Raw genomic sequence first — 25,272 nt, 5'->3', positions numbered from 1 at the left:
AGCAGGGTGGAGCCGGGCCGGAAAGGGGGTGTGTGGTGGGCGGGGTGTTGCTGCGGGGGTTCGGATGGCGGCACGCGGGGCGGCGCGCCTGGGCGGTGCGCGGGGTCGACCTGCGGGTTGAGGCGGGGGAACGGGTTCTGCTGCTCGGGCCCTCCGGGGCCGGTAAGAGCACCCTGCTCAGCGCGCTGGCGGGGTTGCTGCCGGAGGACTCCGGCGAGCAGGAGGGCACCGTCGAGATCGACGGGCTCGACCCGCGCAAGGGGCGGGAACGCGTCGGCATCGTCTTCCAGGATCCGGAAACCCAACTGGTGATGGCGCGCTGCGGCGACGACGTCGCGTTCGGGCTGGAGAACCGCGGGACACCTACCGACGAGATCTGGCCCCGGGTGGACGAGGCGCTGCACCGCGTCGGCTTCCCGTACCCCCGGGACCGCCCCACCGCCGCGCTCTCCGGCGGCGAGCAGCAACGCCTCGCCCTGGCGGGCGCGCTGGCGCTGCGTCCCGAGTTGCTGTTGCTCGACGAGCCGACCGCGAACCTCGATCCGGCCGGGGCCGACCTGGTCCGCGAGGCGGTGGCCGGCGCGCTGGACGCCGACACCACGCTGATCCTGGTCGAGCACCGGGTCGCCGAGGCGCTGCCGCTGGTCGACCGGGTCGTCGTCCTGGAACCGGGCGGCGGGGTCCGCGCGGACGGCACCCCGGAGGCCGTCTTCGCCGCCCACGGTGCCACGCTCGCCGCCGAGGGGGTCTGGGTGCCCGGTCACCCCATCGCGCCCCGACCCGCCGCCGCCGCGCCCGGGGACCTGTTGCTCACCGCCGACCGGCTCGGCCTGCCGCCCCGGTTGGGCTCCACCGACCTGGCGGTACGCGCCGGAGAGGCACTCGCCGTACGCGGACCCAACGGCGCCGGCAAGTCCACACTGGCGCTCCTGCTCGGCGGGTTGCTCCGGCCGGGCGCCGGACGGGTCACCGCATCCGTCGAGCTGGCCGGCACCGACCACGGCACTCCCCCGCACCGGTGGCGGGCACCCGCGCTGGCCCGGCGGATCGGGTCGGTCTTCCAGGACCCGGAGCACCAGTTCGTCACCAGCACCGTCTTCGACGAGCTGGCGCTCGGGCCACGCCGCATTGGTCAGCCCGAGGAGGCCGTCCGGGAGACGGTGAGCGGGCTGCTGGAACGGCTGCGGCTGGTCCACCTCGCCGCCGCCAACCCGTACACCCTCTCCGGTGGTGAGGCGCGGCGGCTGAGTGTGGCGACCGCCCTGGCCACCGCGCCCCGCCTGCTGATCTGCGACGAACCCACGTTCGGTCAGGACCGGCGGACCTGGCGGGAACTCGTCGACCTCTTCGCCGACCTGCGCGACGCCGGGCACGGCGTGGTCGCGGTCACCCACGACGCGGACTTCGTGACCGCGCTCGCCGACCGCACCGTCACCCTGCGACGCGCCCCGGACGACGACCGATGATCACCATCGGGTCGGTCGCCACGCCCGGTGCGCCGTTGGCCCGCCGCAACCCGGTGGCGAAGGTCGCCGCCGCGCTCGTCTTCTCGTTCACCCTGCTCGCCACCCTGGACCCGCTGGCACCGGCGATCGCCATCGCGCTCGAACTCGCCGTGCTGCCGCTGTTCGGCATCGGCTACCGGGTGCTGGCCCGGCGGGCCTGGCCGCTGCTCCTCAGCGCCGCCGGCATCCTGGTCACCCTGACGCTCTTCGCCGCCGACCGGTCCGGCCGGGTCCTGCTGGACGCGGGACCGGTCCTGGTGAGCACCGGCGTGCTGCTCACCGCGCTCGGGCTGGTGCTGCGCGTCTTCGCGGTGGCCCTGCCCGGCGTGATCGTCTTCGCGACCACCGACCCCACCGACCTGGCCGACGCGTTGATCCAGAACGCGAAGGCGCCGGCCCGGTTCGCCATCGGGGCGCTGGCCGCGTTCCGCCTGGTGCCGCTCCTCGGTCAGGAGTGGCAGATGATCAGCATGGCCCGACGCGCGCGCGGCGTCGACGCGGGACGCAACCCGGTCACGAAGCTGCGACTGTTCGCCTCCACCGCGTTCGCGCTGCTCGTCGGCGCGATCCGCCGGGGCACCCGCCTGGCCGTCGCGATGGACGCCCGGGGCTTCGACGCCGGTACGCCCCGCACCGTGGCCCGCCACCAACGCTTCACCTACGCCGATGCGCTCCTCATCGCCGGGTCCGCCGTGCTGGCCGGCGCCGCCCTCACGACAAGCGTCCTGGTCGGCACCTTCCGCCCCCTGATCGGCTGAGCCCGGCCGCCCCCGGCCGCCCCCGCGCGCGACCGACGCTCTCGCCGCCCGCACGCCGCCCCCCGCCCGCCGACCGCCGACCGTCGAGCGGGGCAAATCCGCGCAACAACAGGGATGTAGTGGCCTCGTTGGCGACGGAGGCCACTACATCCCTGATATTGCTGCCACCCCACGCAGCGCCTCCGCCCAACGGCGGGGACGGCTCGGTCAGCTGCGGCGGAAGGCGTAACGGCGGGTCTGGCCGGCCTGTTGGCTGCGGCCGCCGCCCGAGCGGTTGCCGCCGCCCTGGGGCGGACCAGCCGTCGGCGCCGTCGGTCGCCCGGCCGCCGGTTGCAGGTCTTCCACTGCCGGCGCGTCGACCACCGTCGGCACGTCGACCACTGCCGGCACGTCGACCACCGTCGGCACGTCGACCGGCAGCGCGAACGCATCCGAGGCGGCCGCCACCGGCAGCGTCGACTCGATCGGCACCGCCGGCTCGACCAGCACCGCCGGCAACGTCGGCTCGACCAGCAGCCCTGGCAACGCCGGCTCGACCAGCACCGCCGGCAACGTCGGCTCGACCAGCAGCGCCGGCTCGATCGGTTCGACGGCGAGGTCGGGGTGGGTGGACAGGGACGGGCCGGACTGGGCCGCCGGGTGGATGCCCAGCGGCGTCGCGCCGGGGGTACGGGACTTCTTCGGATTGCGCCTGGCAGGCATCCGGGCCTCCTTCGGTGCCGACCGGCTCGGCCGGTCCCGCGTTCCGGCGGTCGGTCGGATCGGCTGGTGACCGCCGCGTCGCGACGGTCGAACGGGAGAGAGACTGCTCACCGGGAGTCGGGCAGGGCCAGCACCGCCGAACTGCGGGTGGGATGCGGGACGCCCAGGAGCGCACGGACCGCGACGCGGGGCGGCGGGCCGGCTCGGAGAGGGGGCGTCAGTAGCGCATGCCCGCACACTATCGGCCGGTCGTCCGTCGGCGCAGCCGATTTTCCTGGCACCATCGGCGACATGCTTATCGCGTTCTCGGTAACCCCGCTCGGTGTCGGTGAGTCTGTCGGTGACCTGGTCGCCGACGCGGTACGCGTGGTCCGCGACTCGGGCCTGCCCAACCGCACCGACGCCATGTTCACCACGATCGAGGGTGAGTGGGACGAGGTGATGGCTGTCGTCAAGCGGGCTGTCGACGTGGTGGCCGCGCAGGCGCCCCGGGTGAGTGTGGTGCTCAAGGCCGACGTCCGCCCGGGGGTGACGGACGCGCTCACCGCGAAGGTGGCACACGTGGAGGATCGCCTGGCCCGGCAGAGCTGAGCATCATTTGCCGATAACCGGCTGTCGAGACGACACGCCCACGTTCCGCCGCACCGCGATACGGTCCTAGCACGCAAGTCCGACGGCGAGAGGTGGCGGCACGAATGGCTGAGCAGGCGACGGCGCAGATCGGTGTGACCGGGTTGGCGGTGATGGGCCGGAATCTGGCCCGCAACCTGGCCCGCAACGGCTTCACGGTGGCGGTGCACAACCGGTCGCCGGAACGCACCCGCAGCCTGGTTGCCGAGCACGGTGACGAGGGCACGTTCGTGCCCGGCGAGACGATGGCCGACTTCGTGGCGTCGCTGGAGCGACCCCGTGCGGTGATCGTGATGGTCAAGGCGGGTGCGCCCACCGACGCGGTGATCGACGAGTTGGTGCCGCTGCTGGAGGAGGGCGACATCATCGTCGACTGCGGCAACGCCCACTTCGCCGACACCCGCCGTCGGGAGGAGGCGTTGCGCGCGCAGGGGCTGCACTTCAGCGGCACCGGCGTCTCCGGTGGCGAGGAGGGCGCGCTGCTCGGGCCGAGCATCATGCCCGGCGGCTCCGCCGAGTCGTACGCCAAGCTCGGTCCGATGTTCGAGAAGATCGCCGCCCAGGTCGACGGTGTGTCGTGCTGCACCCATGTTGGACCGGACGGCGCCGGGCACTTCGTCAAGATGGTGCACAACGGCATCGAGTACGCCGACATGCAGCTCATCGCCGAGGCGTACGACCTGCTTCGGGCCGGTCTGGGCGCGAAGCCGGCGGAGATCGCGGAGATCTTCCGCGACTGGAACGGCGGCGAGTTGGAGTCGTTCCTCATCGAGATCACCGCCGACGTGCTCGCGCACACCGACGCGACGACGGGCCGGGCCTTCGTCGACATCGTGCAGGACCGGGCCGAGCAGAAGGGCACCGGCCGGTGGACCGTGCAGAGCGCCCTGGACCTGGGCATTCCGATCACCGGGATCGCCGAGGCGACCTTCGCCCGCTCGCTCTCCGGGCACGTCGACCAGCGGGAGGCGGCACGGCGGGCGTTCCCGGACGCGGGTGAGCAGTGGCAGGTCGACGACCGGGACGCGTTCGTCGAGGACGTCCGCCGGGCGCTGCTCGCTTCCAAGATCGTGGCGTACGCGCAGGGCTTCGACCACATCCGCGCCGGCAGCCAGGAGTTCAACTGGGACATCGACCTCGGCGGCACGGCCACGATCTGGCGGGGCGGCTGCATCATCCGGGCCCGCTTCCTGGACCGCATCCGCGAGGCGTACGACGAGAAGCCGGACCTGCCGACGCTGCTGGTGGCGCCGTACTTCGCCGAGGCGGTCGCCGCCGGCGTCCCGAGTTGGCGGCGGGTGGTGGCCGACGCGACCCGCGCCGGTGTGCCGACGCCGGCGTTCTCCTCGTCGTTGGCGTATTTCGACGCCCTGCGCGCCGAGCGCCTGCCCGCCGCGTTGATCCAGGGCCTGCGGGACAACTTCGGCGCGCACACCTACCAGCGGGTGGACCGCGAGGGCTCGTTCCACACCACCTGGGCCGGCGAGCGCACCGAGTCTCCGGCGTAGTCGGCGCGGCGCCCCGCGGCGCCGTGATCGTGCTCGATCCATGATGTAGTGGCCTTCCGCCCGTGGGGAGGCCACTACATCCATGTCAACGCCGTTGCGTTAGCGCCGTGGCGGCAGGTCAACACGTGCTGGATAACGGGACTCCTGGGGAGTGCAGCTAGATCAGGGCGTGTCTCGCGAGCAGTTCGCGCCGATCTTGCAGTTTCGGTTGTCCATATAGGTGATATGCCCCTTGTGTCGGGACAGAAAGTGCAAGATCGCGGAGCGGAGGCAGTCCGGACCCGGCAATCACCTCATCCTGGTGCCGAGCTTGGGGCCTTTATGGGCGCCCTGCCGCATGCCACAACGTCGTGACCGGCGACGCGGCGCGGTTGACGCGCAGCGGTCCCGCCTACAGCAACGGTGTTGTCCTGGATCTCAACGTGGTTGCGTTTGGCGCTGCGGCCGGCCCGGCACGACCTCGATCACCAACCGCCCCGTCGGGCAGGGTGCACGAGCCGCCCCCCTTTGCTCTGCACCCCAATAAGCACCGGTCACAGACCGTAGCCGTCGCACCCACGGGTGCAGAGCAAAGGACCCCCGACCACCCCCGGACACGCAGAGCCCGCCCCGCCGGCCGGCACCCCACGCACCCCTGGCCGACAAACCTGGGTCGACGCACAAGACCACCCCGGCACAACAGCATGATCGGCGAGACACTGCCCGTTGACGAACAACCGCTCGCCCTAACACAACGGCGTTGACGTCCTGGTTCGAGCGAGATCATGGGCCAGGGCGGTGCGAGCCGCCCACCCCGGGCACCGGTCAGGTGACGGTGGCGTGCATCTCCCAGACGAGGATCTCGGCCGGTTCGTCGGCGGTGACCCGCCGGCCGCCGGTCCTGGTGAGCCGGGCCGCGTCGCCGGTGCCGAGCGGGCCGCTGCCCTCCAGGGTCACCGTGCCGTTGGGCACGTACAGGTGCACGAAGGGCGCGTCGGGGATGGTGACCTCGTCGCCGGGGGTGAGCCGCGCGGCGTGCAGGGTCGCGTACCGGTTACGGATCCGGATCGCGGACGCGCCGTCGTAGCGGTCCATTCCGGAGGCGATCGGCACCAGGCCGCCGCGGAGAAGCTCGTCCTCGATCTCCAACTGCTCGTAGCCGGGATCCACGCCCGGTTCGTCGGGGAGCACCCACATCTGCACGAAGTGGACCGGGTCGGTGTGCGGTTCCTGGTTGTTGAGTCGCCAGGCGTCGTTCTTCTCCGAGTGCAGGATGCCGGTGCCGGCGCTCATCCGCTGGGCCAGGCCCGGATAGATCACCCCGGAGTGGCCGGTGGAGTCCTGGTGCACCAGGGAGCCGCGCAGCACCCAGGTGATGATCTCCATGTCCTGGTGCGGGTGGGTCTCGAACCCCGCCCCCGGGCGTACCACGTCGTCGTTGTTGACGAGCAGCAGACCGTGGTGGGTGTTGGCCGGGTCGTAGTGCCGGGAGAACGAGAACGAGTGCTTGGAGTCCAGCCAGGAGATCCGGGTGGCGAAGCGGTCGTCGGCGCGACGCACCTCGACCGACGGCGCGGGAGCGGTCACCAGGCCCGCCGCGCGGTGTCGGGGGTCGTGGGCGCCCAGGTCAGGGCCGGTTCGCCGGTGGCCAGCTCGGCGATCTCACCGGTGCGCAGTTGCGGCGTGTGACCGAACTCGGCGCAGTGCTGCTCGGCGATCTCGGCACAGATGTCGGCCACCTGCGCACAGATCGGCTCGCCCAGATCCGCGGCGTTCAACGCCATGATCATTTTGTACCGGAGATCCCGCACAGCCACCCCCACCGCCGTCGTCCCGCCACTCTCGGACCCTACCCGGCCCCATTTCCGCGGCACCCCAAAACAACCGCACCCACCCCGCCCCACCCCGCCCCACCCCACCCCGCGACACCCGGCCACACCCCGCGATCTTGCACTTTCTGTCCTCGCATTACCGGCATACCGGCATGAATCAACGACAGAAACCGCAAGATCGGCGAGGGCGGGGCGGGTGGGGCGGGCGGAGCCGGAAGCACGCGGACCCGGAGCAAGCGGGGTGGGATGGACGGCGCCGCCCGCACCGAGGGGTGCGGGCGGCGCCGGGGACGGGCGAAGGGGTGATCAGAAGAAGCGGCGCCGCTTGGCCTTCTGGGGACGCACGAGGTCCGCGCCCTTGGTGAGCAACCGGGTCATCCCGGAGGGACCACGCCGGGTCTCCAGGGTGTGGCTGAGTCGGCGGGCGCCGGCAGCCGCCAGGGGCACCGCGACCGCCATCACCGCCCACTGGGCAATGCGCTTCTGGATCATGTGGGTTCACCTCCGTCAGTGGCTTCTGACAACTGTGATACCCAGGGTGACGAGAGCGTAAGCGCGTCGGCTCAGATCACCGGGGCGACCGGGTTGGGCAGCGCCCCGCCGAAGCGTCGGTCCCGCTGCGCGTACAACTCGCACGCGTACCAGAGGTGGCGGCGGTCGAAGTCGGGCCAGAGCGTGTCCAGGAAGACCAACTCCGCGTACGCGGACTGCCAGAGCATGAAGTTGGAGATCCGTTCCTCCCCCGAGGGACGCAGGAACAGGTCCACCTCCGGGATCTCCGGGTGGTAGAGGTACTTCGCCACGGTCTTCTCGTTGACCTTGGCCGGATCCAGTCGCCCGGCCGCCACGTCGCGGGCGATCGCGGCGGCCGCGTCGCCGATCTCGGCCTGCCCGCCGTAGTTGACGCAGAACTGCAGGGTCAACGTCGAGTTGTCCCGCGACATCTCCTCGGCCGTCTGCAACTCGGAGATGACGCTCTTCCACAGCCGGCCGGAGCGACCCGACCAGACCACCCGGACGCCGAGGTCGACCAACTGGTCGCGGCGACGACGGATGACGTCCCGGTTGAACCCCATCAGGAACCGGACCTCGTCGGGCGAGCGCCGCCAGTTCTCGGTGGAGAACGCGTACGCCGTCAGGTACGGGATGCCCATCTCGATCGCGCCCTCGATGGTGTCGAAGAGGCTGTGCTCCCCGGCCTCGTGACCCTTGGTGCGCGCCAACCCGCGATCCTTGGCCCAGCGACCGTTGCCGTCCATCACCACCGCCACGTGCTTCGGCACCGCCTCGGTGGGCAGCGCCGGCGGCCGGGCGCCGGACGGGTGCGGTGTCGGCGGCGTCGGCTCGCGCCGGCCGGCCTTCTTCGATCGGATCACTCGGTCACTCCCTGTTCGTGCCGTCCGCCCCGGCCTCGACGTCGCCACGTGGCCGGAGCACCACGACCCCGGCGCCGTTCGGCGGCGAGGCCGTGCCGGCCGCCGAGGGACCCCGGTCGACCAGCGGCAGCGAGCGTAGCGCGCGCTCCAGGTGCCACTGCAGGTGAGCCGCGACCAGCCCACTGCACTCCCGGCGTACGCCGGAGTCGGTGGCGTCGGCGAGCACCCAGTCGCCGGTGGTCAGCGCGGACATCAGGTCGATGGTGGCCGGCGCGGGGTGGGCGGCGCCGGGTGGCCGGCAGTCCGGGCAGACCGCGCCCCCGGCGGGCACGGAGAAGGCGCGGTGCCGCCCGGGGGTGCCGCAGACCGCACAGGCGATGAGCGCCGGCGCCCAACCGGCGAGGGCCATCCCCCGCAGCAGGTACGCGTCGAGCACCAGGGTGGTGGCGTGCTCGCCCCGGGACAGCGCCTTCAGCGCGCCCACGGTGAGCTGGAACAGCCGCAGCGACGGCTCCCGCTCGACCGGGGTCAGCCGCTCGGCGGTCTCGGCGATCGCGCTGGCCGCCGTGTAACGGGGGTAGTCCCCGAGGAACCGCTTGCCGTACAGCTCGATGCCCTCGACCTGGCTGACGGTGTGCAGCGAGCTGCCGGTGTTGCCCTTCGGGTCGCCGGCGAGCTGGAGGTCGACGTGGCCGAACGGCTCCAGCCGGGCGCCGAACTTGCTGGTCGTGCGGCGGATCCCCCGCGCCACCGCGCGCAGCCGGCCGTGCCGACGGGTGAGCAGGGTGATGATCCGATCGGACTCGCCGAGCTTTTGCACACGCAGCACCACCGCGTCGTCGCGGTAGAGCTGTCGGCGATACCCGGCCATCGGGCCATTCTCCCTCGGGGTGTGAAATCAGGGTTGGTTCGGGGTGGATGCGCGGACGAACCCCGATGCGCCCGGCTCGCCGCCGGCCGTAGCGTGCTGGTCATGGCAACGCACCCCACCACCAGCGCCGTGCGTCGGCGCGCCACCGCGCCCGTCGCGCTGGGCCTGGCAACCGCCCTCATCCTTGTCGCCGGGTGCGACAACCTGGCCATGCGCCGGCTCGACTACGACGACACCGAGGCGGCGAAGATCACCACCATCCGGGTGTTGCCCGGTGCGGGCGACGTGATCGTCCGGGGCAACGGCACGGCCGGCGAGGCGCGGATCAAGCGGGTGGTGCGCTACCAGGGTGGCGAACCCCATGCCCGGTACGAGATCAAGGGCAGCGAGTTGGTGCTGGACACCAACTGTGGCGACAGGTGCAGCATCTCCTACGAGGTGGCCCTGCCGGAGGGCGTGGCTCTCCAGGGCGAGTCCGGCTCCGGCGACGTCGAGCTGACCCGGGTCGGCACCGTCGATCTGCGGCTGGGCTCCGGCGACGTACGGATCGTCGGCGCGTCCGGCGCGGTCGGGGTCGAGACGGGCTCCGGCGACATCGACGTGAGCGAGGCCAGCGGGGCGGTCCGGCTGCGCGCCGGCTCCGGGGACATCACCGCGCGCCGACTGGGCGGTGCGGTCGACGCGGAGGCCGGGTCCGGCAATGTCAACGTCGAGCTGGACAAGCCCGCCGCGGCCCGCGCCCATGCCGCCAGCGGCGATGTCACGCTGCTGGTGCCGGCGGGCAGCTACCGGGTCCGGTCCAACACCGGCTCCGGCGACGCCCGGGTCACCGTCGCCGACGACCCGGCGGCGTCGCTGGTGCTCGACGGCTCGGCGGGCAGCGGCAACGTCACCATCAGCCAGCGGTGACGGGCCGGCTTACCGCCGAGGACGCTCAGAAACCCAACTTGCGCAACTGCTTCGGGTCGCGCTGCCAGTCCTTCGCGACCCGCACGTGCAGGTCGAGATAGACCCGGCCGCCCAGCAACTCCTCGATCTGCCGGCGGGCGTTGGTGCCGACCTCCTTGAGCCGGCTCGCCTTGTGACCGAGCACGATCGCCTTCTGGCTGGGCCGTTCCACGTACAGGTCGGCGTAGATCTTCATGACCTGACCCTCGGGGATCATCTCCTCCACCACCACGGCGATGGAGTGCGGCAGCTCGTCCCGGACCCCCTCCAGGGCGGCCTCCCGGATCAGCTCCGCGACGAGCACCTGCTCGGGATCGTCGGTCAGCATGTCGTCCGGGTAGAGCTGCGGCGACGGCGGCAGATATTTGGTCATCACGTCGACAAGGGTGTCCACCTGGTGCCCGGAGACGGCGCTCACCGGCACGATCTCGGCGAACTCCCCCATCTGGCTCACCGCGAGCAACTGCTCCGCCAGGCGGCGCTTGTCGACCAGGTCGGTCTTGGTGACCACCGCCAGCACCGTGGCCTTCAGCTCGGCCAGCTCACCTGTGATGAACCGGTCTCCGCGCCCGACCGGCTCGTCGGCCGGGATGCACAGGCCGATCACGTCGACCTCCGTCCAGGTGGACCGGACGAGGTCGTTGAGGCGTTCGCCGAGCAGCGTACGGGGGCGGTGCAGGCCCGGGGTGTCGACCAGGACCAGTTGCGACTCCGGTCGGTGCAGCACGGCCCGGATCACGTGGCGGGTGGTCTGTGGCTTGTTCGAGGTGATCGCGATCTTGGTGCCGACGATGGCGTTGGTGAGCGTCGACTTGCCCGCGTTGGGTCGGCCGACGAAGCAGCCGAAACCGGCCCGGTACGGCCGGCTCTCCGGGTCCCGGACGGGACTCACTCGGTCACCGTGCCGAGGACCGTGCCGTCCGGGGCGGCCACGTGGATCGGCGCGTCCGCCGCGAGGTCACGCACGGCCAGGTGCCCGGCGCCGTCCAGGGTCGACGCCTCGGTCACCACCACCGCGGCCTCCAGCCGGCTCGCCCCGGCCGCCACGGCCGACGCGACAGCCAACTGCAGCGCGGTGAGGGTCAGCGAGGGCAGCGCGACACTTGCCGCCGCGTACGTCCGGCCGTCCTGATCCCGGACCGCGGCACCCTCCACGGCGGCGACCCGGCCACGGGCGCCCCGGGCCAGGACGACAAGCTTGGCGTCCTCGGCGCTCAGGGTTGCCGGCGCGGTGGGCGTGGGCTGGGCGGCGGGCGCGGCGGGTGTGTCAGGCATCGGCGGATTGCCTCTCGTCGTCTCGGTAGTTGTCCGTGTCGTCCCCGGAGCCGGCGTGCTCGCCGCGCCCCGCGGTGTCCTGCTCGTGGCCCGACTCCACCCTGTTGACCAGGACGGTGTCGATCCGGTTGCGCCGGCCGGTGGTGCCCTCGGCGAGCAGCCGGAGCCCGGCGACCTCGACCTCCGCGCCGGGGATCGGCACTCGCCCCAGCGACTGGGCCAGCAGGCCACCGACCGTCTCCACCTCGTCGGTGGGCAGCTCGGTGTCGAACATCTCGCCCAGGGTCTCCACCGGGAGGCGGGCGGTCACCCGCACCGAGGAGTCCGTCAGACGTTCGACGGGCGGGCGCTCGACATCGTACTCGTCGGTGATCTCACCGACGATCTCCTCCAGGATGTCCTCGATGGTGACCAGACCGCCGGTGCCGCCGTACTCGTCGACGACGATGACCAGGTGGTTGCGGGCCGCCTGCATCTCCGACAGCAGGTCGTCGACAGGCTTGGACTCCGGCACGAAGGTCGCCGGGCGCATCAGCTCGGCCACCGGCAACTGCTCGGCCGCCGGGTCCCCACCACGGGAGCGCCGGATCAGGTCCTTGAGGTAGAGCACACCGAGCACGTCGTCGACGCTCTCGCCGATCACCGGGATGCGGGAGAACCCGGAGCGCAGGAAGAGCACCAACGCCTGCGCGAGCGTCTTGCCCTCCTCGATCCACACCATCTCGGTACGCGGCACCATCACCTCACGGGCGATGGTGTCACCGAGCGCGAAGACCGAGTGGATCATCTGACGTTCGCCGTGCTCGACCACGCCGCGCTGCTCGGCCAGGTCGACAAGCTCACGCAACTCGACCTGGCTGGCGAACGGCCCCTCCCGGAAACCGCGCCCCGGCGTGACCGCGTTGCCGATCAGGATCAGCAACGAGGCGAGCGGGTTGAGCGCCCGGCCCAGCCAGCGGACCAGCGGCGCCACGGCACGACCCACGGCGTACGCGTGCTGCCGGCCGATGGTGCGCGGAGCGACGCCGACGACCACGAAGCTGACCACGGTCATCGCGCCGGCGGTCACCAACGCGGCCCGCCAGCCGGCGCCGAAGCTGTCCACCGCGACGAGCGCCACCAGGGTGGTGGCGGTCAGCTCGGCGAGCAGCCGCAACAGCAGGAGCAGGTTGAGGTGCCGGACGACGTCGCCGGCCACGGCCTGGAGGGTACGGGCGCCCCGCACACCGTCGCGGGCCAGCTCGGCGGCCCGCGCCGGTGAGACCGCGGCGAGCGCCGCCTCGGTCATCGCGATCAGGCCGGCCAACACCACCAGGCCGGCCGCGAAGACGATCAGCTGGAAGTCGGGAAGGCCGGCGGTGGCGCCGGCCGCCAGTAACGGAGGAGTGGACATCACTGGGTGCGGGTCGACCGCCAGCTGGACAGCAGGCGGGCCTGGAGGGCGAACATCTCCCGCTCCTCCTCCGGCTCGGCGTGGTCGTAGCCGAGCAGGTGCAGCACCCCGTGCACGGTGAGCAGGTGCAGCTCGTCGGCCGAGGCGTGCCCGGCGGTCGCCGCCTGCTTGGCCGCGACCTCGGGGCAGAGCACGATGTCACCGAGCAGGGCGGGCTCGCCACCGGCCGGTGCGGACTCCCCCGGGCCGTGGTCGACGCTGCCCTCGTCCATGGGGAAGGCGAGCACGTCGGTCGGACCGTCGCCACCCATCCAGCGGTGGTTCAGCTCGGTCATGTAGTCGATGTCGACGAGCAGCACGGACAACTCGGCGAGGGGGTTGACCCCCATCTCGTCGAGGGCGTGCCGGGCGACGGCGAGCACGGCATCGGTGTCAACCTCGACACCGGACTCGTTGGCGATCTCGATGGACAACTGCTTTCCTCTGCTTTAGCGGCGGCGGCCGGCCCGGCCGCCCTGGGCGGGTCGCCCGGGCACGGCGTGGACGCCCTGCGCCTGCTGGTTCTCCCGCTCGGCGTCCCAGCGGGCGTACGCGTCGACGATCTCCCCCACCAGCCGGTGGCGGACCACGTCGGAGCTGGACAACTGGGAGAAGTGCACGTCGTCGACGTTTTCCAGGATCTCCCGGACGACCCGCAGGCCGCTGCTGGTCCCGCCGGGAAGGTCCACCTGGGTGATGTCACCGGTCACGACGATCTTGGAGTTGAAGCCGAGTCGGGTGAGGAACATCTTCATCTGCTCGGGCGTCGTGTTCTGGGCCTCGTCCAGGATGATGAACGCGTCGGAGAGCGTCCTGCCCCGCATGTAGGCCAGCGGGGCGACCTCGATCGTCCCCTGGGCCATCAGCTTGGGGATCGTCTCCGGGTCGAGCATCTCGTGCAGCGCGTCGTAGAGCGGGCGCAGGTACGGGTCGATCTTCTCGTTGAGCGTGCCGGGCAGGAAGCCCAGTCGCTCACCCGCCTCCACCGCCGGCCGGGTCAGGATGATCCGGTTGACCTGCTTGGCCTGCAACGCCTGGACGGCCTTCGCCATCGCCAGGTAGGTCTTGCCGGTGCCGGCCGGGCCGATGCCGAAGACGATGGTGTGGGTGTCGATCGCGTCGACGTAACGCTTCTGCCCGAGCGTCTTGGGGCGGATGGTGCGCCCGCGACGGGAGAGGATGTTGAGCGTCAGGACCTCGGCGGGCCGCTCGGCACTGCCCTCCTCGAGCATGCCGACGGTACGCCGGACGGCGTCAGTGGTCAGGGTCTCGCCTTTCTCGATGAGTTCGAGCAGCTCACTGAAGACTCGCTCGGCCAGGGCGTTGTCCGCGGGGTCACCGGTGATGGTGATCTCGTTGCCGCGGACGTGCACGTCACTGCTGACCGAGCGTTCGACGAGCCGGAGGATCTCGTCGCCCGCGCCGAGCAGATTGACCATGATCTTCGAGTCGGGCACGGTGATCCTGGTCTGCACCCGGGGCGGGCCGGGAGGTGGGGTGCCGGTCATAAGTTGGGCCGAAGGGCCCTGCGCACCTGCTCTCGATCTCGGCGCCGGCCCTGCTGGCACGGCGTGCGGACGTTACACCCATCGTATCTGTTCAACGTGGGCGGCATCGCGCCCATTTCCGCTGGCCGCGATCAACTCCCGGCGCGGAAGTCGTACCTGTCGAAGGTCTCCTGATGACGGGTGAACCGGTACGTCGCCCAGTGCATCCGGACCACCGCGCCGACCTCGTCCCGGGTCAGCCGCAGCAGCTCACCGGTCTCCCGACCGGAGACCGTGCGGAACACGTCCGGCTGGTCCGGCAACGGGGTGAAGATCGCCGGCGGACGTCCGGCCGGGCCGCCGACCCGCTGCGCCCGCAGGGTGCCGTCGTGCCAGGAGAAGACGTACTCGAAGCCCTCGCCCCACCAGCGGCCGAGAGCACCCCGCAGGGCCGCCGGCGCGGGTGCGCCGGGCCGCCAGGGCTCGATCTCGGCCGGGTCGTGCTCGACGGCCGTCGCGAGCAGCAGGTGCGGCAGGTCGAACACCTCGGTCGCCGTGCCGGACGAGCCGAGCACCGCGGCACCCATCGCGCCGGCCGTGCCGTCGCCTCCTCGCCGGCCGTAGACGGCGGCGAGGAAACCGGGCATCGCCCCGTCGTGCCCCACGTGCACCACCCGTTCCCCCTGCGGGACGAGGATCAGCCCGAGCCCGAATCCCTCGCCCCAGAGGGTCTCGTCGGTGGTGGTCACCGGCCAGCGCATCTCGTCGAGCGTGGTGGTGGCGAGGACCGCGCCGGCCGGATCCAGCGCGGCCGGGTCGGCGAGGAACGCCGCCCAGCGGGCCATGTCGGTAGCGGTGCTCCAGAGCTGGGCGGCCGGGCCGACCGCGCCGAAGTCGGTGGGCGGCTCGGGGTGTGCCTCGTCGGAGTAGGCGTCGACCAGGAACCCGGTGGCCGCCGTCGGCCGCGGGGTCACGCTGGTGTCGGCCAGCCCCAGCGGTGTCAGGACCCGGTCGGTGAGCGACCGCGCCCAACTCTCGCCGCGGAGCCGGGCGACAAGGTGACCCAGCACGGCCAGGCCGAGATTGGAGTAGTGGAACCGCCGGGCCGTCGGCAGCACCCGCTCAGCCCGGTCCAGCTCGGCCACCAACTGGTCGGCGTCCGGCGCGCGCAGGGTGTCCCAGACGTCACCGAACGGCTCGCGTTGCAGGCCGGCGGTGTGCGACAACAAACGGCGGACGGTCAGCTCGCCGTGCGCGGGCAGGTCCAGGTGCCGGCCCACCGGGTCGTCCAGGTCCAGCAGCCCGTCGTCGCGGCACTGCAGGACCAGCACCGCGGTGAAGGTCTTGGTGACGGAGCCGATCCGGAACTGGGTGCCCGGCCCCAACGGGCTGTCGGTGCCGGTCGCGCCGACGGCGCAGCTGAAGAGCGGTCGGTCGGCCCGGTGCAGCGCCGCCGACACCGCCGGCACCCGAGCGTCGGCCTGCACCCTGCGGACCAGCCGGCCCAGCCGCTCGTCCATCCGGGCGTCGGCCCCGGAACCCGCGGTCACGCCGCCGCTCCGCTCCGCCGCCCGCCGGCACGCGGCTGCACGCCGAGCCCGCTCACGCCAGGTCCCGGGCGAGCATCGGGCCGAGCGGCGCGCCACCGAGCAGGTGCGCGTGCACGTGGAAAACCTCCTGCCCGCCGTACGCGCCGGTGTTGAACATCAGCCGGAAACCGTCGCCGAGCAGGCCCTCGTCCTCGGCCACGGCGGCGGACGTGGCCAGCACGTCGGCGGCCAGCGCCGGGTCGCCCTGGGCGAGCGTGGCGACGTCGGCGTAGTGCTCCTTCGGAATGACCAGGACGTGCACCGGCGCCTTCGGGTCGATGTCACGGAAGGCGAGCGTGGTGTCGGTCTCCCGGACCACGGTGGCCGGGATCTCCCCGGCGACGATGCGGCAGAACAGGCAGTCGGATCCCATCGGGGCAGTCTAGGGACTGACGGGCCGGGGGCGCTCCGGCGCGGCAGGGGCAGCCGGCCCGTTCGCGGAAGGGGCGGCTGAGGCAGGATGGCCGCCATGACGGATCGAGCGGTACTCGTGACCGGGGCCTCGCGCGGCATCGGCCGGGCGGTGGCGACGGCGTTCGCGGCAGGTGGTGACCGGGTGGCGATCCACCACCGCGACTCCGCCGACGCGGCCGAGGAGCTGCGGGCGCAGCTACCCGGCGCCGGGCACGTGGTGGTCCGCGCCGACCTCACCGACCCGGACGCGGTACGGGCCATGGTCGACCGGGCCGCCGAGCTGCTCGGCGGGCTGGACGTGCTCGTCAACAACGCCGGGACGTACGGCGACCGGGACGATCCGCACCCGGTCTTCGGCGCCTCCTACGAGCAGTGGCAGCAGCGCTGGCAGCAGGTGCTGGCGACGAACCTGACCGGTGCCGGCAACGTCACCTGGTGCGCCGCCCAGCACATGCGCGAGCGGGGCGGTCGGATCGTCAACGTCTCGTCCCGGGGAGCGTTCCGCGGCGAGCCGGACCAGCCGGCGTACGGCGCCAGCAAGGCGGGACTGAACGCGCTGGGTCAGTCCCTGGCGGTGGCGCTCGCGCCGTACGGCATCACTGTCGCCACTGTCGCGCCGGGCTTCGTGGCGACGGACATGACCACCGAGTACCTGCACGGCGAGCGGGGCGCGGCGATCCGGGCGCAGAGCCCGTTCGACCGGGTCGCCGAGCCTGCGGAGATCGCCGCCGCCGTGCACTGGCTCGCCTCGCCGCAGGCCGAGTGGGCCTCCGGCACGATCGTCGACCTCAACGGCGCCTCCTACCTGCGTAGCTGACGGCGCAACAGCCGCCCACATCACCCGGCCAGGGGGGTGGGTTGCGGCACGAGGCGGGTAAGTCTCACCGACATGGCCGACACCGCGCTGCTGGACCTCACCGCCGACTACCAGGTGGCCGATGGCCACGACGACGACCCCGTCCTGCTGCGCCCGGACGGCACCCCCGTGGAGACCTGGCGGGAGGACTATCCGTACGACGAGCGGATGGACCGCGACGAGTACGACCGCGACAAGCGACTGCTCCAGATCGAGCTGCTCAAGCTCCAGGACTGGATCAAGGAGTCCGGCGAGCGCCTGGTGATCATCTTCGAGGGGCGGGACGCGGCCGGTAAGGGCGGCACCATCAAGCGGTTCATGGAGCACCTCAACCCGCGCGGCGCGTCCGTCGTGGCGCTGGCCAAGCCGGACGAGCGGGAAGCTGGCCAGTGGTACTTCCAGCGGTGGCTGGCGCACCTGCCGGCCGCCGGTGAGATCGTGCTGTTCGACAGGTCCTGGTACAACCGGGCCGGCGTCGAGCGGGTGATGGGCTTCTGCTCCCGCAAGGAGTATCTGGAGTTCCTGCGGCAGGCCCCGGAGCTGGAGCGGATGCTCGTGCGCTCGGGGATCCGGTTGGTCAAGTTCTGGTTCTCGGTGTCGCAGAACGAGCAGCGCACCCGGTTCGCGATCCGCCAGGTGGACCCGGTCCGGCAGTGGAAGCTGTCCCCGATGGACATCGCCTCGCTGGACCGGTGGGACGAGTACACGGAGGCCAAGGAGGCGATGTTCTTCTGGACCGACACGGCCGACGCGCCGTGGACGGTGGTGAAGAGCAACGACAAGAAGCGGGCCCGTGTCGAGGCGATGCGGCACGTGCTGCACCGCTTCGACTACACCGGCAAGGACCCCGAGGTGGTCGGCACGCCCGATCCGCAGATCATCGGGCCGGCCGGGCTGGACCTACGTCCGGAGGAGGAGGTCGTGCCCGTCTTCCCCCGCCCCTGACCGAGCACGCGTCGGGGGCACCGTTGTTTACAGCGGGCCCAGAACCTCCTCGGGCGGGGCATCCAGCGAGAGTGTCTCGAGCACGCTGAGCAGCTGACGCTCCTCGTACCGAAAATGGCTCTCCATAATGGCTGCGGCGCCCTCGAGGTGACGACCCAACTCGGCAACCGGTGCCGCCCGATCGACCGCGGCCCGCAGTACGCCGAGTAGGTGCGCGATCATCGAGTGGTCCTGGGAGAGGTTGCGGAGCACGGGCTCCAACTCGGGATGAGCCGCCTTGATCGCCGGAAACAGGCGGTGGTCCTCGGCCCTGTGATGTCCATCGAGGGCAGCGCAAAACCCGTGGCAGTACAGCAGCAGCTCACGCGTGGCCGCCTCCGCGGAGCGACCTTCGGCAACTGCGGTGCGAGTGAGGTCAAGTGCTTCGCGCAGGCGCACATGCACCTGGCGAAGCTCACGGCTCCAGGCGATCAGCCTGGTCGTCTCGCGCTCAGTCACGCGAAGACGAAGGATGCGACGTCATCGTCGTCGGTCTCCCTCGGTCGGGCGCCTCCATGCCTGACACGGTCTGCCACCGGCACGCGACGCTAGTCAAGGATAGTAGGTGGTCGGTGGGCATCATGGGGCGTTGTGGGTCGGTTCCGCCGCCGCGTGGGGAGCAGCGGGCTGACTGCGGCAATCGTCAGGGCGACACCGGCCGCTATACCGAAAACCAGTGCATATCCAGAGGCCAGTGCGTCGAGCGGGGCGCTCGCGCTGTGGTTCGCTGCGGCTCGGGTGGCGGCCGCGGTCGCGTACACCGCAAGGGCGATCGAGCCACCAACCTGGCTGGCGGTGTTGGCCAGGCCGCCGACAATGCCGGCATCACCGGGCGAGACGTCGGCGGTCGCCGAGGCCATCAGGGTCGGGAAGACCAGGCCGATGCCGATCGCGACGAGCAGTGTCGGCCCGAGCACGCTGGCGGCGTAGTGACTGTCGGCGTCGGCTTGGGAGAGCCAGGCGAAGCCGGCCACGAAGCATGCACACCCAGTCACGATGAGCACGCGGGCACCGCTCTGGAGAAGCCGGCCGGTGGCGAAGCGGGCGACCACTACGAACACGACTGCGGCGGGGGTCTGTCCGAGCCCGGCGTCCAATGCGCTGTACTGCAGCACGTTCTGCATGAACAACGAGGAGAAGAACCACATCGCGATGGCGATGCCGCCGAACAGCAGAAGCATCGCGTTGCTGACGGCTACGGTGCGGTTCCTGAACAGCCGCAGTGGCATCATCGGGGCCGCGACGCGCTTCTCGACCACCAGGAACACGGCGAGCAGGACCACGCCGGCCAGGATCGGCGGCATCACCCGCGGGGAGCCCCACGCGTGATTGGCGGTCTGCATGACGCCGTAGATCAGCGACGCCAGGCCGGCCGTGCCCGTGATCGCGCCGAGCAGGTCGAGCGATTCGCGCCGGAGCGCCGGTGCCGCGGTCAGCGATGTGGCCACCAGGAGCAGCACGATGCCAATCGGCACGTTGATCAGGAACACCCACCGCCAGGAGAGCCCGGAGGTCAGCACGCCGCCGGCGACCGCGCCGACCATGCCGCCGACGCCGCCCGCCGAGGACCACGCACCGAAGGCCCGGGCGCGCTCCTTTCCTTCGGGAAAGCGGATGTTGATCACCGCGAGGGTGGCCGGTGCCAGCATGGCGCCGCCCAGACCCTGAGCGACCCGGGCGCCGACGAGCAACTCCGGCGTGTGGGCCAGGCCGGCGGCCAGGCTGGCCAGCGAGAACAGGCCGAGGCCGGCCACCAACATCCGGCGGTGCCCGAACAGGTCCGCCGCACGGCCGCCCAGCAGCATGAACCCGGCGAACGTCAGAACGTAGCCATTGACCACCCAGGCCAGCCCGGTGTCGGTGAACCCCAGGTCACGCTGTACGGAAGGCAGGGCGACGTTGACGATCGACACGTCCAGCACGACCATGAACTGGCAGGCGCAGGCCAGCGCGAGGACTAGCCAGGGAGGCCCGGCGGACGGCGTGGTCGCCGGATTCTCGGGACGGATACTCGTCATCATTTCCTCCGAAGCAGGGTGACTGCTCAGGCCGCTGCGGAGCGGCTTGGGACGGGGACGTCGCCGCCAAGCCGGGCGGCGAATTTGGCCAGACGCTGCCCCTGGTAGCGAGCGGCCCCGAGAGCCGCGGCGTCGGCGCCCTCGCTGCCGGTCGCGACGGTGCCGTAGGGGTTGCCGCCGGCCGCGTAGACGGTGGCGTCGGTGAAGCCGGGCGGGATGATGACCGAGCCCCAGTGGTAGAAGACGTTGCCGAGCGCGAGGATGGTGGCTTCGCTGCCACCGTGCCGGTTATGGGCCGAGGTGAAAGCGGTGACCGCCTTGTCGGCCAGCACGCCCGCACGCCACAGGCCGCCGGCCTGGTCGATGAACTGCTTGAGCTGCGCCGCCGGCGTGCCGAAGCGGGTCGGCGTGCCGAACGCGAACGCATCAGCCCAGGCGAGGTCGTCGAGCTCGGCCACCGGCACCGACTTGGTGGCGTCGGCGTGCCGGCGCCACAGCGGATTCTGGTCGATCGCCTCATCCGGCGCGAGCTCGGCGGCCCGGCGCAGGCGCACCTCCGCGCCGGTGGTCATGGCCCCGCTGGCAACGGCCTGCGCGAGGGCATGCACGGTACCGGTCGAGCTGTAGTAGATGACTGCGACCTTCACCGTCATGCTGGCTCCTTGGTAGCGTTAGTTATGCGCCTAACCATTAGGCAGATAATGTTATGCGCATAACGAATGCCGTTGTCAAGGAGGTTCCGTGGATTACGAGTACGCCGACGCCCTGAACCAGGCGATCCGCCTGCTCAGCCTGCGTCACCGGGCCAGGGCGGCACATCTGCTCGCCTCGCTCGGCCTGCACGTCGGCCAGGAGGCTCTGTTGCTCGAACTCGACCGGAGTGGCCCTCGCATCCAGGCGCAGCTCAGCGAGGCGCTGGGTTGTGAACCACCCAGCGTCACGCTGATGACCCGGAAGCTGGAGGCCTCCGGCCACATCAAGCGCACGCCCGATCCGGCCGACAAGCGCGCCACCGTCGTCGCTCTCACCGACAGCGGCGAGGCGCTGGTCGGGCAGATCCAGCAGCTGTGGCTCACCCTTGCGGAGGAGACGATCCGCGACCTACCCGCCAAGATGCTCGAGCAACTGCCCGGCATCCTGCACACGATGTCCACAAACGTCAACGGCAAGCTGCCCGCTTGACCGTTACACCGTGCGAGAGTCCGGCGTGCGGTCGGCGTCTGGCGCACGCCATCGCTGCCGTTCGATAGCCCTCCTGGGGGTGGCCGGCACTGACCGTCGCAACCAGCCGGCGTGACCGCGGGAGCGGGTCACCAGCGGCCGAGGCGGGTGGCGAGCACGCTGAGCGCCGCCACGCCGGCGGTCGAGGTACGCAGCACGGCCGGGCCGAGCCGCACGACGCGCCCGCCCGCCTCCCGAAACGCCGTCAGCTCGGCCGCGGCGATGCCACCCTCCGGCCCGACGACCAGGACGATCTCACCGCCCGGCGGCAGCTCGGCGGTGCTGAGCCGTTCCTCGGCCTCCTCGTGCAGCACGAAGGCGGCGGCAGCGCCGGCGATCCGGCGGGCGACGGTGGCGGTGGACTCGTCCGGCGCGCCGGCCACCACCGGCAGCCAGGGCCGGCGGGCCTGCTTGGCGGCCTCCCGGGCGGTGGCCACCCACTTCTCCCGGGCGCGTACGCCCCGGTCGCCGCGCCACTGGGTGACCGAACGGGACGCCGCCCAGGGCACGATCTCGTCCACCCCGACCTCGGTCATCGCCTGCACCGCCAGCTCACCCCGGTCGCCCTTGGCGATGCCCTGCACCACGGCGATGCGGGGGACGGGCGCGTCCGCGTACCCCCGGGAGGTGATGGTGACCTCCAGGCTGCCCCGGCCGACGGCGGTGACCACGGCGGCGGCCGTGCCGCCCCGACCGTCGGCGAGCAGCAGCTCCTCGCCGACGCGCAGCCGCTGCACGGTGGCGGCGTGGTGCCCCTCCGGACCGTCCAGGGTCAACGCGTCACCGGTGGGCAGCGCCTCGACCAGGAACAGCGGCGCGGACACCTCAGGCGTGCCCGTTGAACGCGTCGCGCATCCGGGAGAAGAAGCCGCCCTGCTTGGATAACTCGGCGACCTCCTCGCCACGGGTCTTGGCGAAGTCGCGCAGCATCTTCTCCTGGTCGGGGTCGAGCTTGGTCGGGGTCCGCACGTCCAGGTGCACGTAGAGGTCGCCCCGGCCGGTGCCGCGCAGGTGTGGCACGCCCCGGGCGCGCAGTCGCAGCGTGCTGGCCGGTTGGGTGCCGGCCTTGACGTCGACCGTCTCCTCGCTGTCCAGGGTCTTGATGGTGAGTCGGGTGCCCAGCGCCGCCGCGGTCATCGGCACGGTGACCCGGCAGTGCAGGTCGTCGCCCTTGCGGGAGTAGACGTCGTGCGGCCGCTCGTGGATCTCCACGTAGAGGTCACCGGCGGTGCCGCCACCCGGGCCGACCTCGCCCTGCTGGGCCAGCCGGATCCGCATGCCGTCCTCGACGCCGGCCGGGATCTTGACGGTCAGCGAGCGGCGGGTGCGTACCCGACCGTCGCCGGCGCAGGTGGGGCAGGGGTGCGGGATCGTCGTGCCGTAGCCCTGGCACACGGTGCACGGCCGGGCGGAGACCACCTGGCCGAGGAAGGTGCGCTGCACCGACTGCACCTCGCCGCGACCAGCACACGCCTCGCAGGTCGCCAGGTGGGTGCCGGCGGCCGTGCCGGCGCCGGAGCAGGTGGTGCAGAGCACCGCGGTGTCGACGGTGATCGGGGCCTCGACGCCGAAGGCGGTCTCGTGCAGGTCGAGTTCGAGCCGCAGGATCGCGTCGGCGCCCGGCCGGGTCCGTGGACGGGGGCCGCGCGCCCCACCGGCCGCGCCGCCGAAGAACGCGTCCATGATGTCCTGGAAACCGACGAACGGGCCGGCGCCACCGGGGCCACCAGGGCCGCCGGCGCCACCGCCGCCCGGGGCGAGCGGGTCGCCACCCAGGTCGACGATCTGCCGCTTGCGGTCGTCCGAGAGGACCTCGTACGCGGCATTGATGTCCTTGAACTTCTCCTGAGCCTCCGGGTCCGGATTGACGTCCGGGTGGAACTGGCGCGCCAGCTTGCGGTAGGCGCGCTTGATCTCGTCATCGGAGGCTTCCCGGCTCACACCGAGGATGCCGTAGTAGTCCCTGGCCACTGCGTTCCGTGTCCTCATGTTCGTCTCGCGTTGCGCCGATCCGGCGGCAAACAGCCGGCCGTCGGCCCTGACTGGTCAGTTCTGGGCCAGCAACTCGCCCACGTAGCGTGCCACGGCGCGCACCGTGGCGATATTGCCGGGGTAGTCCATCCGGGTGGGCCCCAGCACCCCCAGGCCGCCGACGATCGTGGCGCCCGGGCCGTACCCGGTGCTGACCACCGAGGCGGCCCGCAGGTTGTCGAACTCGTTCTCGTCGCCGATCAGCACCCGGGTCGTGCTCGGCTCGGTCTCACCGATGAGCTTGAGGAGCACGACCTCCTCCTCCAGCGCCTCCAGGATCGGCCGTAGCGAACCCTGGAAGTCGAGCAGGCCGCCCCGGGTGAGGTTCGCGGTGCCGGCCAGCGCGATGCGTTCCTCGTGCCGCTCGACAAGCGTCTCCAGCAGCACCGTGGAGAGCGTGGTCATCGCCGGACGCAGCTCGGACGGCACCTCCTCGACGAGCGCCTGCACCAACGGTGGCGTGTCGGACAGCCGCGCGCCGGCGAGCTTCTCGTTTACCAGCCGGCGCAGGTCGGTGACGTTGTCGGCGGGCACCGGACCGGGCAGCTCCACCAGCCGCTGCTCCACGCGCCCGGTGTCGGCGATCATGACGAGCATCAGCCGGGTGGTGGAGATCGGCACCAGCTCCAGGTGCCGAACCGAGGAGCGGGCCAGGCTCGGGTACTGCACGACGGCCACCTGCCGGGTGAGCTGGGCGAGCAGTCGCACCGTGCGGTGCACCACGTCGTCGAGGTCGACCGCACCGACCAGGAAGCGCTCGATGGCCCGACGTTCGGCCGGGCTGAGGGGCTTGACCCGGGACAACCTGTCGACGAAGAGCCGGTAGCCGCGGTCGGTGGGCACCCGGCCGGCACTCGTGTGCGGCTGCCGGATGTAGCCCTCCTCCTCCAGCACGGCCATGTCGTTGCGGACCGTGGCCGGGGAGACCCCGAGCTGGTGCCGCTCGACAAGCGCCTTGCTGCCGACCGGCTCCTGGGTGGAGACGTAGTCCTCGACGATCGCGCGGAGCACGGCGAGTTTTCGGTCGTCGAGACCCATCCTCCGCACCTCCTGTCGCACGTCGGCCGCCGGTGCCGTAGGCCCGGCCGGGCCGCCCTGGCACTCGACTGTAACGAGTGCCAGTCTACGTCGGCGTGCCCGCCGGCGCGATGATCAACGGTCGCCCACTGGTGCGGCGTTGCCACGGACCCCTACCGTGACACCCATGACTGAACCTCCTCGCCCTCCCGGCGCGGGTGACCCCGGCAACTACCCGCCGGAGCCGACCTCTCCCAGCTCGTACCCGTCGGCCGAGCCACCCACCGCACCACTGTCCGGGGCGCCTGGCCCGGGCGGCTATCCCCCGGCCGGTGGCTATCCGCCGCCCACCGGTGACCAACCGCCGTCGGGCGGCTACCCCCCGGCGGGTGGCTATCCGCCGCCCGGCGGCTACCCGCCCGGTGGCAACCCGGCTGGCGGATATCCGACCGGCGGCGCCTACGGCGGCCCCGGTGGCGGCTTTGCCAGCAACGAGGACAAGACCTGGGCGCTCGTCGCGCACTTCGGCGGTGCCGCCGGCATGATCCTCAGCGGCGGGGTGCTGGGCTGGATCGGCCCGCTGGTGGCGCTGCTGGCCCGCGGCAACCAGTCCCCGACGGTACGGTCGCACGCCGTGGCGGCGCTCAACTTCCAGCTCCTCTGGTCGATCGTCGGCCTGGTCGGCTGGGTGCTGTCCTGCATCCTGATCGGCTTCCTCGGGGTCGTGGCGGCCTTCATCCTCGGTGCCGTGTTCGGCATCATCGCCGGCATCAAGGCCAACGAGGGCCAGCTCTACCGCTACCCGCTCTCGGTCAACTTCATCAAGTGACCTCCTCCGG

Annotated in this window: 28 protein-coding genes; 9 read left to right on the top strand and 19 right to left on the bottom strand. The window is 71.8% G+C overall.

Annotated features, from left to right (window positions below):
- Nucleotides 1-35: 35 nt before the first annotated feature.
- Nucleotides 36-1,466, top strand: a complete 1,431-nt coding sequence (locus ACPXBU_RS33345) for an ABC transporter ATP-binding protein (protein WP_425761213.1) — start codon at nt 36-38, stop codon at nt 1,464-1,466.
- Complete coding sequence (locus tag ACPXBU_RS33340; protein ID WP_393375486.1) at nt 1,463-2,263, top strand: energy-coupling factor transporter transmembrane component T family protein; 801 nt, start codon at nt 1,463-1,465, stop codon at nt 2,261-2,263. Before ACPXBU_RS33345 ends, ACPXBU_RS33340 begins: the two co-directional genes overlap by 4 nt.
- 207 nt (nt 2,264-2,470) lie before the next feature.
- Here the strand turns inward: ACPXBU_RS33340 and ACPXBU_RS33335 are convergent, their stop codons facing one another.
- Nucleotides 2,471-2,965 (bottom strand): hypothetical protein, encoded by a 495-nt coding sequence (locus ACPXBU_RS33335; protein WP_425761212.1) that lies wholly within the window; start codon nt 2,963-2,965, stop codon nt 2,471-2,473.
- Nucleotides 2,966-3,256: 291 nt separating this feature from the next.
- Between ACPXBU_RS33335 and ACPXBU_RS33330 the strand changes: the two genes are divergently transcribed.
- Together ACPXBU_RS33330 and gndA are read left to right on the top strand one after the other, a co-directional pair.
- The gene (locus ACPXBU_RS33330; protein WP_425761211.1) at nt 3,257-3,556 is read left to right on the top strand and encodes an MTH1187 family thiamine-binding protein; all 300 of its coding nucleotides are present in this window, start codon (nt 3,257-3,259) and stop codon (nt 3,554-3,556) included.
- A gap of 104 nt (nt 3,557-3,660) precedes the next feature.
- Nucleotides 3,661-5,103, top strand: coding sequence for an NADP-dependent phosphogluconate dehydrogenase (gndA, locus tag ACPXBU_RS33325; RefSeq protein ID WP_425761210.1), 1,443 nt, complete (start codon nt 3,661-3,663; stop codon nt 5,101-5,103).
- Between the two features lie 804 nt (nt 5,104-5,907).
- Here the strand turns inward: gndA and ACPXBU_RS33320 are convergent.
- The 5 genes from ACPXBU_RS33320 to recO all read right to left on the bottom strand — a co-directional run bounded on the left by ACPXBU_RS33320 (nt 5,908) and on the right by recO (nt 9,161).
- A complete protein-coding gene (locus ACPXBU_RS33320; RefSeq protein ID WP_425761209.1) occupies nt 5,908-6,669 on the bottom strand; it encodes a pirin family protein in 762 nt (253 codons plus the stop codon).
- Complete coding sequence (locus tag ACPXBU_RS33315; protein WP_393375495.1) at nt 6,666-6,866, bottom strand: thioredoxin reductase; 201 nt, start codon at nt 6,864-6,866, stop codon at nt 6,666-6,668. Before ACPXBU_RS33315 ends, ACPXBU_RS33320 begins: the two co-directional genes overlap by 4 nt.
- 354 nt (nt 6,867-7,220) lie before the next feature.
- Nucleotides 7,221-7,406 (bottom strand): hypothetical protein, encoded by a 186-nt coding sequence (locus ACPXBU_RS33310; protein WP_393375498.1) that lies wholly within the window; start codon nt 7,404-7,406, stop codon nt 7,221-7,223.
- Between the two features lie 71 nt (nt 7,407-7,477).
- Complete coding sequence (locus tag ACPXBU_RS33305; protein WP_393375500.1) at nt 7,478-8,290, bottom strand: isoprenyl transferase; 813 nt, start codon at nt 8,288-8,290, stop codon at nt 7,478-7,480.
- A gap of 4 nt (nt 8,291-8,294) precedes the next feature.
- Nucleotides 8,295-9,161, bottom strand: a complete 867-nt coding sequence (recO, locus tag ACPXBU_RS33300) for a DNA repair protein RecO (protein WP_425761208.1) — start codon at nt 9,159-9,161, stop codon at nt 8,295-8,297.
- A gap of 102 nt (nt 9,162-9,263) precedes the next feature.
- On the opposite strand from recO, the gene ACPXBU_RS33295 reads away from it, so the two are divergent.
- Complete coding sequence (locus tag ACPXBU_RS33295; protein WP_393375505.1) at nt 9,264-10,070, top strand: DUF4097 family beta strand repeat-containing protein; 807 nt, start codon at nt 9,264-9,266, stop codon at nt 10,068-10,070.
- Nucleotides 10,071-10,095: 25 nt separating this feature from the next.
- On the opposite strand, the gene era is transcribed toward ACPXBU_RS33295, so the two are convergent.
- From era to ACPXBU_RS33260, 7 genes are all read right to left on the bottom strand, one after another.
- Nucleotides 10,096-11,001 carry a GTPase Era gene (gene era, locus ACPXBU_RS33290; protein ID WP_393375508.1) on the bottom strand — a complete coding sequence of 302 codons (906 nt, stop codon included), beginning with the start codon at nt 10,999-11,001 and terminating at the stop codon, nt 10,096-10,098.
- Complete coding sequence (locus ACPXBU_RS33285; RefSeq protein ID WP_425761207.1) at nt 10,998-11,384, bottom strand: cytidine deaminase; 387 nt, start codon at nt 11,382-11,384, stop codon at nt 10,998-11,000. Before ACPXBU_RS33285 ends, era begins: the two co-directional genes overlap by 4 nt.
- Nucleotides 11,377-12,801 (bottom strand): hemolysin family protein, encoded by a 1,425-nt coding sequence (locus tag ACPXBU_RS33280; protein WP_393375680.1) that lies wholly within the window; start codon nt 12,799-12,801, stop codon nt 11,377-11,379. The genes ACPXBU_RS33285 and ACPXBU_RS33280 overlap by 8 nt, the downstream gene beginning before the upstream one ends.
- The gene (gene ybeY, locus ACPXBU_RS33275; protein WP_357077118.1) at nt 12,777-13,250 is read right to left on the bottom strand and encodes an rRNA maturation RNase YbeY; all 474 of its coding nucleotides are present in this window, start codon (nt 13,248-13,250) and stop codon (nt 12,777-12,779) included. The genes ACPXBU_RS33280 and ybeY overlap by 25 nt, the downstream gene beginning before the upstream one ends.
- Nucleotides 13,251-13,265: 15 nt before the next feature.
- Nucleotides 13,266-14,324, bottom strand: coding sequence for a PhoH family protein (locus ACPXBU_RS33270; RefSeq protein ID WP_393375514.1), 1,059 nt, complete (start codon nt 14,322-14,324; stop codon nt 13,266-13,268).
- 131 nt (nt 14,325-14,455) lie between these two features.
- On the bottom strand, nt 14,456-15,823 hold the full coding sequence (locus tag ACPXBU_RS33265) for a serine hydrolase domain-containing protein (protein ID WP_425761229.1): 1,368 nt from the start codon (nt 15,821-15,823) through the stop codon (nt 14,456-14,458).
- Nucleotides 15,824-15,905: 82 nt separating this feature from the next.
- Complete coding sequence (locus tag ACPXBU_RS33260; protein ID WP_088988083.1) at nt 15,906-16,265, bottom strand: histidine triad nucleotide-binding protein; 360 nt, start codon at nt 16,263-16,265, stop codon at nt 15,906-15,908.
- A gap of 96 nt (nt 16,266-16,361) precedes the next feature.
- Here ACPXBU_RS33260 and ACPXBU_RS33255 point away from each other — a divergent pair, with 96 nt between their 5' ends.
- The gene (locus ACPXBU_RS33255) at nt 16,362-17,123 is read left to right on the top strand and encodes an SDR family NAD(P)-dependent oxidoreductase (RefSeq protein WP_393375517.1); all 762 of its coding nucleotides are present in this window, start codon (nt 16,362-16,364) and stop codon (nt 17,121-17,123) included.
- A 72-nt stretch (nt 17,124-17,195) separates the two neighbouring features.
- Entirely contained in the window at nt 17,196-18,107 is a 912-nt protein-coding gene (gene ppk2, locus ACPXBU_RS33250) for a polyphosphate kinase 2 (RefSeq protein WP_393375520.1), read from the top strand.
- A gap of 27 nt (nt 18,108-18,134) precedes the next feature.
- Here ppk2 and ACPXBU_RS33245 read toward each other — a convergent pair whose 3' ends face one another.
- The 3 genes from ACPXBU_RS33245 to wrbA form a co-directional block, all read right to left on the bottom strand.
- On the bottom strand, nt 18,135-18,605 hold the full coding sequence (locus tag ACPXBU_RS33245) for a hemerythrin domain-containing protein (protein WP_393375523.1): 471 nt from the start codon (nt 18,603-18,605) through the stop codon (nt 18,135-18,137).
- Nucleotides 18,606-18,694: 89 nt separating this feature from the next.
- On the bottom strand, nt 18,695-20,164 hold the full coding sequence (locus ACPXBU_RS33240; protein WP_425761206.1) for an MFS transporter: 1,470 nt from the start codon (nt 20,162-20,164) through the stop codon (nt 18,695-18,697).
- Between the two features lie 26 nt (nt 20,165-20,190).
- Complete coding sequence (wrbA, locus tag ACPXBU_RS33235) at nt 20,191-20,817, bottom strand: NAD(P)H:quinone oxidoreductase (RefSeq protein WP_425761205.1); 627 nt, start codon at nt 20,815-20,817, stop codon at nt 20,191-20,193.
- 88 nt (nt 20,818-20,905) lie between these two features.
- Between wrbA and ACPXBU_RS33230 the strand changes: the two genes are divergently transcribed.
- A complete protein-coding gene (locus ACPXBU_RS33230; RefSeq protein ID WP_393375531.1) occupies nt 20,906-21,346 on the top strand; it encodes a MarR family winged helix-turn-helix transcriptional regulator in 441 nt (146 codons plus the stop codon).
- A 128-nt stretch (nt 21,347-21,474) separates the two neighbouring features.
- On the opposite strand, the gene ACPXBU_RS33225 is transcribed toward ACPXBU_RS33230, so the two are convergent.
- The 3 genes from ACPXBU_RS33225 to hrcA form a co-directional block, all read right to left on the bottom strand.
- Nucleotides 21,475-22,209, bottom strand: a complete 735-nt coding sequence (locus ACPXBU_RS33225; RefSeq protein WP_393375533.1) for a 16S rRNA (uracil(1498)-N(3))-methyltransferase — start codon at nt 22,207-22,209, stop codon at nt 21,475-21,477.
- Nucleotide 22,210: 1 nt separating this feature from the next.
- The gene (dnaJ, locus tag ACPXBU_RS33220) at nt 22,211-23,356 is read right to left on the bottom strand and encodes a molecular chaperone DnaJ (protein ID WP_172862226.1); all 1,146 of its coding nucleotides are present in this window, start codon (nt 23,354-23,356) and stop codon (nt 22,211-22,213) included.
- Between the two features lie 75 nt (nt 23,357-23,431).
- Nucleotides 23,432-24,454: a heat-inducible transcriptional repressor HrcA gene (hrcA, locus tag ACPXBU_RS33215; protein WP_393375535.1), complete on the bottom strand. Its 1,023-nt coding sequence runs from the start codon at nt 24,452-24,454 to the stop codon at nt 23,432-23,434.
- A 166-nt stretch (nt 24,455-24,620) separates the two neighbouring features.
- Here hrcA and ACPXBU_RS33210 point away from each other — a divergent pair, with 166 nt between their 5' ends.
- Entirely contained in the window at nt 24,621-25,262 is a 642-nt protein-coding gene (locus ACPXBU_RS33210; RefSeq protein ID WP_425761204.1) for a DUF4870 domain-containing protein, read from the top strand.
- The last annotated feature ends 10 nt before the right edge of the window (nt 25,263-25,272 follow it).

Source organism: Micromonospora sp. DT231, from assembly GCF_049847025.1.
Classification (GTDB): Bacteria; Actinomycetota; Actinomycetes; order Mycobacteriales; family Micromonosporaceae; genus Micromonospora.
Note: the sequence above shows the minus strand (reverse complement) of the source record. Positions and strands in the feature narration are given on the sequence as shown.